Source organism: Ralstonia sp. GX3-BWBA (assembly GCF_003290055.1).
Classification (GTDB): domain Bacteria; phylum Pseudomonadota; class Gammaproteobacteria; order Burkholderiales; family Burkholderiaceae; genus Ralstonia; species Ralstonia holmesii.
Window position 1 is genome coordinate 1 of record NZ_QMKS01000003.1, and the last position, 8,020, is coordinate 8,020.

Sequence of the window (8,020 nt, forward strand, 5' to 3'; positions counted from 1 at the left end):
GGCGGTTTCGATGCCTGAACGTGGTCGACGATTACACGCGCGAGTGCCTGGTCATCGAGGTTGACACCTCATTGCCGGGCCTGCGGGTCAAGCAAGTGCTGGAACGGCTGAAGGAGATGCGAGGCTTGCCAGCTTCCATCACGGTGGACAATGGTCCCGAGTTCGCTGGTAAGGTGCTGGACGCATGGGCCTACGAAGCGGGCGTCACGCTGTCGTTCATCAGGCCCGGCAAGCCAGTGGAGAACGCCTACATCGAGAGCTTCAACGGGCGGTTCCGCGATGAATGCCTGAACGAGCACTGGTTCGTCTCAATGCGCCACGCCAGGCAGCTGATTGAGGAATGGCGTATCGAGTACAACACCGAGCGGCCTCACAGCTCGCTCGGCTATCTGACCCCGGCGCAGTTTGCACAGGGGCATGAGCAGAAAGAGTTTTTAACCTCGGACTCCACCTGCGCTTCGTACTAAAACCGGGGGCAGGTCAACTGAGCGACGATGAATAGCACGACGGTTGAGTATGGCCACCTCAGTCCAAAGGCACAGGAGTACCTGGACCTGCCAACCAAGGATCGGATTCGGAAGATTCAGGAGGGCACGTGGCTACAGCTCGACCATGCGACGACCACGCTCCAGAAGCTGGAGGATCTGCTCGACTATCCAAAGGTAACGCGGATGCCGAGTTACCTGATTGTTGGTCCGTCATATAGCGGCAAGACATCCATTCTTGAGCGATTCCGCGATCAACATCTTCCCGACGTGGATCCCGAGCACGAGGCAACACGGTGTCCGGTGGTGATGGTCGACGCACCACCCAAGCCCGACCTATCCGACTTCTACAGTCGAATCATGGATAGTCTGATGACGCCATATAAGCCGACGGCCCCAGTCTATGAAAAGTACTCGCAGGTCAAACGCCTCTTTGGCGAGATGGATGTGCGCATCCTCATCATCGACGAGATCCACCATCTAATTGCCGGTGGCCTGACCAAGCAACGCGAGTTTCGCAACGCACTCAAGAGCCTGAGCAATGAGGCGAAGGTCAGTATCGTCGCCTCAGGGATCGAAGAGGCATACAACGCGTTCAATGCCGATCCGCAGATGTCGAGTCGATTCGTTCCGATCGAGATGCCCAGTTGGACGCCCGGCCGGCAGCTAGGGACGTTGCTGAAGACGCTGGAGCGCCGGACGCCGCTGCGCAAGCCATCAGGGCTGCACTACCCCGAGATGATGCAGGCGATCTATATGAAGAGCGAGTCCACTCTCGGTGACATCTTCGATCTCGTGAAAACGGCGGCGGTTGACGCTATCCGTTCCGGCGAGGAAGCGATTACCGAAAAGCAGCTCGAAGCATTGGACTGGGTGCCGCCCTCCAAGCGCAAGACCTACAGGCGAAGGCTGTGAAAACCTGGTCATGCGCCAACGTGCTGCTCTGGCCGATTCGGTATAAACCGATACCGGGCGAGTTGCTGTCGAGCTGGGTTGTTCGATTGGCGCATGGCCACGGAATGAGTTTGACGTCATTCTGCAATCTGGCACTCGGAGCTGACGCACGCGTGTTGACAGTGGACATCGACCGGCGCAGCCCACAATGGCTTCTGGAGTCGCTGGCACTGCACACGGGGACTCCGTTGGAGGCAGTTCGTCAGACGACGCTGCGGTTCTATGAAGGGACGCTGTATCCAGAGTTCCACGTTGGTGGAATTCTTCCGTGGGTGATCTCGATCAAGCTGCCGCGAAGCGCCCGGCTTGGCCCAGGTCTTCAGTTTTGCCCGTACTGTCTAAGGACTGATCCAAGACCGTACTTCCGCCGCTGCTGGCGAGTCGCACTGCAAACATTCTGTGAGCGGCACCAGCGTTTGTTGCTCGATAGGTGCCCCCGTTGTGGCGCGAGCTTGTTTGTTCAGCGCGTCGATACAAACTTGTGTCACGCGGAGATCGATGGCATTTGCCATTGCCACAACTGCGACTTCGATCTTCGGATGGCGGAGGCGCCCAACGTAGATGATCGAGGCAGTGGTCTCCTTTCCGAGCTGCAGCAACTGACGCGCGATCTCTCTTCGTTGGGCGCCGCGGGCCCGCGAGACCTGTTGGATCGTTTGCACGCTATGGCCGTGACGATGTTGTCGTGCAAGGTCAAGCCGCGTCTCTGTGACTGTCTAGCCTGTCGCTTCGGTTACTCCGACTTGGAGATTGTGCGCACCAGAAAGCCGGCGCTGGAACTGCAATCTGTACTGGCTCGGCATGCAGTATTGCTGTGGTCCCTTTGGCTGCTTCAGCACGATCCCGAGGCGCACGCGCAGCCTGTCAAGCCCACTGCTCCGTTGCACCACCATTTTGTTAAGGATATCTTGGCTGGGTATCGGCGCGAGGCGTCTCTTCACGCGCGTCGAGACTTGCCCGCTGAGCTTCCAATTGCGATGAGCAGCTCACCGCAGATACGCGATGGCTGCGTGGTATAGCTGCATTGAGATCCAGGAGCGCAGTTCGTCGGGAGTACTGGCCTGCGTGTGTTCCAACGCCATCACACGATGGTCGCCACCGTCCTGTACTGAGATGAATGCTCCCGTCGCGGCCTGGACTGCACGTTGTATCGCTTCATCGCTCTGGTTTTTCAAGGGAACCGCAAACGATATAGGCGGGTTGGCTTCGTGAACCATGAGCAACGTGGATGCTTCCTTTGAGGAAACAGCAAAGGCAGCTACACGCTTGAGCCGGTGATTGTCTTCAGGCATCAAGAGGTGCTCGTTCAGCACACCGTCCTCGTCTGAGATCAGTGGCATCGGGACGGTCCAGCCATCGTCGCGGCTCGCCGTCAGGACTCGCACGGAAGCATCATTCAGCGTGGATAGCGCTTTGACAGCGTGTTCGAGGAATGCCGGCGGGTCTGGAATCTCGCTGTCATCGTCGACGATCTGTGTTTCGCGGATGCGCTTTGTGGAGCCCGGTTCGCCGATCGCGTGCTCGTTGATCGGTTCGCCGGACGAGGCACTAGCGCGAGGCTTTTGTCCGGCTATTGTTCGGTCGGCGAAGACGTATTTGTTTTCCAGGTCGGTGAATCGCCGATTGCCGCGCACGGGCATCGTAGCCGGAGCAAGCTGCGACGAAGGGTCATGCTCCTCCAGGCTGACTTGGGCGGGTTCCTTGGCTTTCCGGGCTGTGGGCGGTGCTTCCTGTGGCGGGGTATCGGGCACCATTCCGGTAGTGTGAGCTTTCTTTCCACCCGTCACATGGAACCGCAGTGACTTGAAGGGGAACGGGTGCGAGCAACTCAGGAGTTGATAGACGAGGAACGTTCCTTTGGGATCATTGCCTCGCGACAGCCACTTCCCAGCGGCTCGCAGTGTTGTCGTTCCTTCGAACGGAAATAGGGTCTGCGGGTAAACCTCTTGGCGAGCCTGAGCGGCGCGTACGCAGGAGGCTCCAATCATTTTGGCCGCGCGCCATGCCAGCCGACTGCCGGCGATTCTTGCGACGTCCTCGGCGCTTGCGCGCGGAATACGGTCGGCAAGTTGAAGCGTCATCCGGTTGTGCCGATCTATTGCCGGCGTCCCCGTGTAAAGATGCCCTCTATCGAGTTGGGGGTGGAACAGCCTGTTGAGGAGCTCACTGGACGAGCCGAAGTAGAAACGGATCAACTCCATGCAGGGCACGACAAGGAGCTTCCCGTCTGGCAAGGTGACTCGAACGCAATAGGAGTGCGTGTTCTCGCGATGTCCAGCATGCTCATGGAGCGGCAGCATGAAACTGCCGTCTTCGAAGCTCGATCCAGCTTTTACTAGCTCGCAGGTGTCCTGGCTGATCTCCAGGTTCTCGCAATGCAGTTCTTCGTCAGCGGCACGGGATTCCAAGCTCTGTTCGCGCCACACGTCGCCGATACGCAGGAGCATTGTGGTTCCGACTGAAACCCAGCATCGGGTCTGCTGCCTTTCGGTTTCGCGGAGCGAGAGAAGCGATAAGCGACTGCTGCCTTCAGGGCACTTGTCCTTGGACAAGGAGACCAGAACGGACGGATGGCGCCGTCGCACCATGCGATCGGGGAAGGCGATGGGGCCGAACCAATCCACGCGCCAACGGCCTTCCCTTTTTGGAAACGCGTTTATGCGGAACATGTGATCCTGATCTGATCGTCAAAGCGTCGCCCGGCACGGGGATCTACCTGGCCGCGGCCGAGCGCCGATGACGAATTTCTGGCTGTTGCTTACGCCCGGCTATGACGGAGGTACAGATACACCAGTCCGATCGGCGCAATGAAGATCGCGAAAGCCCAACAGATCAGCATCGTGCTGAACTTGGCGAACAGCATCACGATTGCGTTCACGAAGAAGACGTTGTTGCCGAGAATGAAGTTCATCACGCCTTCGTACACGAACCGGGCATATGGATAGAGCACGGTGCTGATGAGGGCGAACAGAACCATCTGGTAGGGGAGCGGTTTTCCGGCGTTGCTCGCGAAGAGGAATATGAACGCGGGAAAAATCACGCCAAACAGGAAATGGCGGAAGTAGTAAGCACGAGAGAGGCCACCAAAGGTTTTTGCGAACAACGTATTCATAAGTCAATCTGATTTGCGGGTACGAATCGAAAATGCACGCGGGCCGTTCGTGGGTTGCCGCGATGCCCAACGTACATTTAACGGCGGCGAATTCGCTTGCCGCACCCCTCGCCCGAAGGGAGGCGAATTCCGAGATATCTATATCAGGTGTAAGAGTATTTTAATTGTGGTTGCCAAATTTTCTTGGAGCCCAGTATGGGAGGTATCTGCGCCAATCCAGTGATGTATGAGATTAAATATCCCTCTAATTGGGGGGGGCTAGATCACTGAGCTATCTAACCGTCTGAGGGTACACTCCTCAGCCAAGAATCTTAGGGTTCTGAGAAATGGTCGAGGGGATATCGTGCAGGTCAGGCCTACGTGTGCCGGCCGTACGGTAGTGGGGATGGCGATTGCAACTTCGGCGATGGTCGACGTAGCGCAGATCATAGGCAACAAAACAATGGACGCACTTAGTGAGGCACAGCGCAACTGGATAGATGGCGCTCCCATTATTCCTGCCACGTTGACGGTACGAGCACTCGATGGCCAGTCAACGCATACCTATGAAGTTCTGGATCGAGATGCGGAGGGGCGTGTGCACGGTTTGCACAAACGCCGCGGGTGGAAGGGGTTCGTCTTGAGGGTTCGCGACCCGGCGACCCATGAGGAGTTTGCTGCCAAGCTTGCAGTCCCCGGCGACTACAAGCAGCCACGGCTCGAGCAAGAGCTGCTGTATACATCCAAACTTCGTCCAGCTAAATCGCTCTTTGTTTGCCCGATGTCAGTCGGCCTTTCTGCGCCGCCGCCGGGTATGCCGGATGCCGAAGAAGACTTTGTTTGCTTTATAGCCCCCTGGGTTACGGGGAGGACCTTGGAGCAGTATCTCCAAGAGGACTCGCTCGAGATCGATTTTGTCTGCAGTGTAGCAATGCAGGTGCTTCGAGCTATCACCTACCTCAAGCGGGTTGAGTTGAAACATGACGATCTGCACGTGGGCAACGTCATGATTTCTCAGGTGCCAGCGGAATTGGCTCTGCTCGCTGATGACGAGCATCGATTGGAAGTATCAATTATCGATTTGGGTAGTCTAAAACCATCCAATCAGACTACAAGCAAGAGCCGAGACGACAAAATCTGTTTTGTTCAGATATTGGTGGAGCTTTACAACGGTCTACATCGGAACCGTCGTGTCGCCTCCAGTCACCCTCACTTCATGCGCCGGTTCCTGCAGTTCATCGAAAAGTTGGTGGATGAGGACCAGGCGAGGCATTTTCCGATTGAGAACCAAATTGCCCAGGAGTTGCAAGTTCTTCAGCGTGAACTCGAAGAGGTGGAGATTGATGAGTCAAAGTTCCAGCCGTTTGAGGCCATTTCGGCCGAGCATTTAGCCGACGACGCGACGCTGCTGGAGCTTTTCGTTGAAACATTGCCGTGGATGCAGGACATCCAGGAGCGTAAACCTATCGTGCTCACTGGTCCACGCGGGTGCGGTAAGTCAATGATATTCCGCTATCTTGCAGTAAGAACACATTTGGGCTTACGTGCTCAGAATGCGGAACGCGGACGTGCAAGCCCTTTTGACTCTTTTGGGGTATATATCAGTTGCGCTGCACATCTTCAAAACAACCTTAGCTGGTTGGCTCGCAAGGAGGGGCGCGCTGAGCAGAGGGCGCATGAGATTGCAACTTACTTCCAATTGATAGTTGCTCGTGAGCTTCTAAAATCTCTTGGTATGGCCTATGCCGATTCAGTGGCGAACCGCGCTTTTCGACTAGATGAAGCTGGTTTCGATAATATCGTTGCACTTATCTCGTCGTACTTCAGTCGTCCCGTTGAATCGGCAAGACTGACCAATCGCAGTCGCATCCTTCATTTCGCAGATGACCTTGATGCCTTACGGGTTCAGCTCCATGGAACTTTGCTTCGAGATGGCGAATGGAACGATCATCTTCCGGATACGTTCCTTGCTGATCTAACTGGAAAGTTGGGATCTGTCTTCCCTTACTTCAAGAGGCATCAAGTGGTATTCCTGTTGGATGACTACTCGTCAAACCGAGTGCAGGAAGAAATTCAACGAATACTTAATAAGATAATTTTTGAGCGCGTTCCAACTCACTACTTCAAGATTTCCTGCGAGAAGTTCGGTTTTGATCCGGGCGATATCGATGGGGTCACACTAGAGGAGACGCGCGAGTTCACCACTATCGACGCAGGTAGCCGAGCTTTGGCGGACGTCGATGATCATGCTGCGAAACGGTTTGTGACGAACCTGATTGATCGACGGCTGAGCAGAGCTGGTTGGGCGGGGCGGGCAGAGAAGCTTATTGGATCTTCGGAACCATATGCTGATGATGTTCAGCTTGCCAGCTATATTCGCGAGCATGGCAGTACTCAGGGGCGTCGCTACTACTATCATGGGTTGCACGCTCTTGGGCGGCTATGGAGTGGCGATACCGCCACGGTTTTACAGATCGTTCGTGAGATGTTCGTCAAGGGAAGCGTGCAGCGCGATACCACGGCACCCATTACCAAGGCTGCTCAACACGAGGCGATCGTTTCTATCTCAAAGGCGTTCAAGGAGCGCGTGGATGGTTTGCATCCATTCGGAGCGCTAATGGCCAAGATTCTTGGACAGTACGGAGCGGCCGGTGCGTGTCAAGGTAGTTGTCGCCTGAATCACGCAGCCAGTCGTTCTTTGTTGCCTCCTGGAAGTTCGCCGGCGCAAACGGTCGCTTCGCGCTCGGGGTTGAGGGCCACCACGTCGATGCGACGCCAGTTGCGGGTTTCTCCAGACCAGCGGCCCGGATTGCTTTGCCGCGCCCGAAGGTACAGCTCATGCCGAGCCTGCAGGATGTGGCGGTCAGTGCCGGCGTGGCGCTGCGCCGGCGTCACGTAGCCGATGCCGCTGTGGCGGTGCGCGTGGTTGTACCAACGCACGAACTCGGCCGCCCAGCCGCGAGCATGGTCCAGGTCGACGAAGCCGCCGGCAGGGAACTCGGGCCGGTACTTGGCGGTGCGAAACAGGCTCTCCACATACGGGTTGTCATTGCTCACGCGAGGGCGCGAATACGACGGGTCGATCCCCAGCCAGTGCAGCATCGCCAGCACGGTGGTTGCCTTGAAGGTCGAGCCGTTGTCGCCGTGCAGCACCGGCTTGGCCGCCATCGCGTGGATGCCCTCGGCCAGCGCGGTGCGCTTGACCAGATGGGCCGCATGGTCGGCGTGATCCGTCGCATGCACCTCGAAGCCGACGATCTTGCGGCTGAACACGTCCAGGATCAGGTACAGGTAGAACCAGCGTCCCAGCACCTGCGCGGGCAGGTAGGTCAGGTCCCAGCACCACAGCTGCGCCGGGGCGGTGGCCACGTGGGTGGTGGGTGGCCGGACCTTGCGCGGCGCCTTGGCGCGGCTGCGGTGCCGGTTTTGGCCGGCCTCGCGCAGCACGCGGCTGAAACTCGATTCGCTGGCCAGGTACACGCCCTCATCG

At 57.2% G+C, this 8,020-nt stretch carries 6 protein-coding genes; 3 read left to right on the top strand and 3 right to left on the bottom strand.

Annotated elements, in window-relative coordinates:
* From DOD19_RS01700 to DOD19_RS01710, 3 genes are all read left to right on the top strand, one after another.
* On the top strand, window positions 1-467 hold a 467-nt coding region (locus DOD19_RS01700), incomplete at its 5' end, for an integrase core domain-containing protein (protein ID WP_162634333.1).
* Between the two features lie 27 nt (window positions 468-494).
* Window positions 495-1,400, top strand: a complete 906-nt coding sequence (locus DOD19_RS01705; protein WP_012435742.1) for a TniB family NTP-binding protein — start codon at window positions 495-497, stop codon at window positions 1,398-1,400.
* A 20-nt stretch (window positions 1,401-1,420) separates the two neighbouring features.
* Window positions 1,421-2,458, top strand: coding sequence for a TniQ family protein (locus DOD19_RS01710; RefSeq protein WP_233902602.1), 1,038 nt, complete (start codon window positions 1,421-1,423; stop codon window positions 2,456-2,458).
* On the opposite strand, the gene DOD19_RS01715 is transcribed toward DOD19_RS01710, so the two are convergent.
* The 3 genes from DOD19_RS01715 to DOD19_RS01730 all read right to left on the bottom strand — a co-directional run.
* Complete coding sequence (locus DOD19_RS01715) at window positions 2,426-3,886, bottom strand: hypothetical protein (protein ID WP_021197849.1); 1,461 nt, start codon at window positions 3,884-3,886, stop codon at window positions 2,426-2,428. The two genes, DOD19_RS01710 and DOD19_RS01715, sit on opposite strands and share 33 nt — an antisense overlap.
* Before the next feature lie 311 nt (window positions 3,887-4,197).
* Window positions 4,198-4,551 carry a hypothetical protein gene (locus DOD19_RS01720; RefSeq protein WP_012435745.1) on the bottom strand — a complete coding sequence of 118 codons (354 nt, stop codon included), beginning with the start codon at window positions 4,549-4,551 and terminating at the stop codon, window positions 4,198-4,200.
* A 2,658-nt stretch (window positions 4,552-7,209) separates the two neighbouring features.
* The coding region (locus DOD19_RS01730) for a DDE-type integrase/transposase/recombinase (RefSeq protein ID WP_162634334.1) at window positions 7,210-8,020 on the bottom strand (811 nt) is incomplete at its 5' end.

Coding starts and splice junctions, on each gene's coding strand:
- DOD19_RS01720 (WP_012435745.1), bottom strand. CDS start 4,551: ATGAATACGTTGTTCGCAAAAACCTTTGGTGGCCTCTCTCGTGCTTAC.
- DOD19_RS01705 (WP_012435742.1), top strand. CDS start 495: ATGAATAGCACGACGGTTGAGTATGGCCACCTCAGTCCAAAGGCACAG.
- DOD19_RS01715 (WP_021197849.1), bottom strand. CDS start 3,886: ATGCTCCTGCGTATCGGCGACGTGTGGCGCGAACAGAGCTTGGAATCC.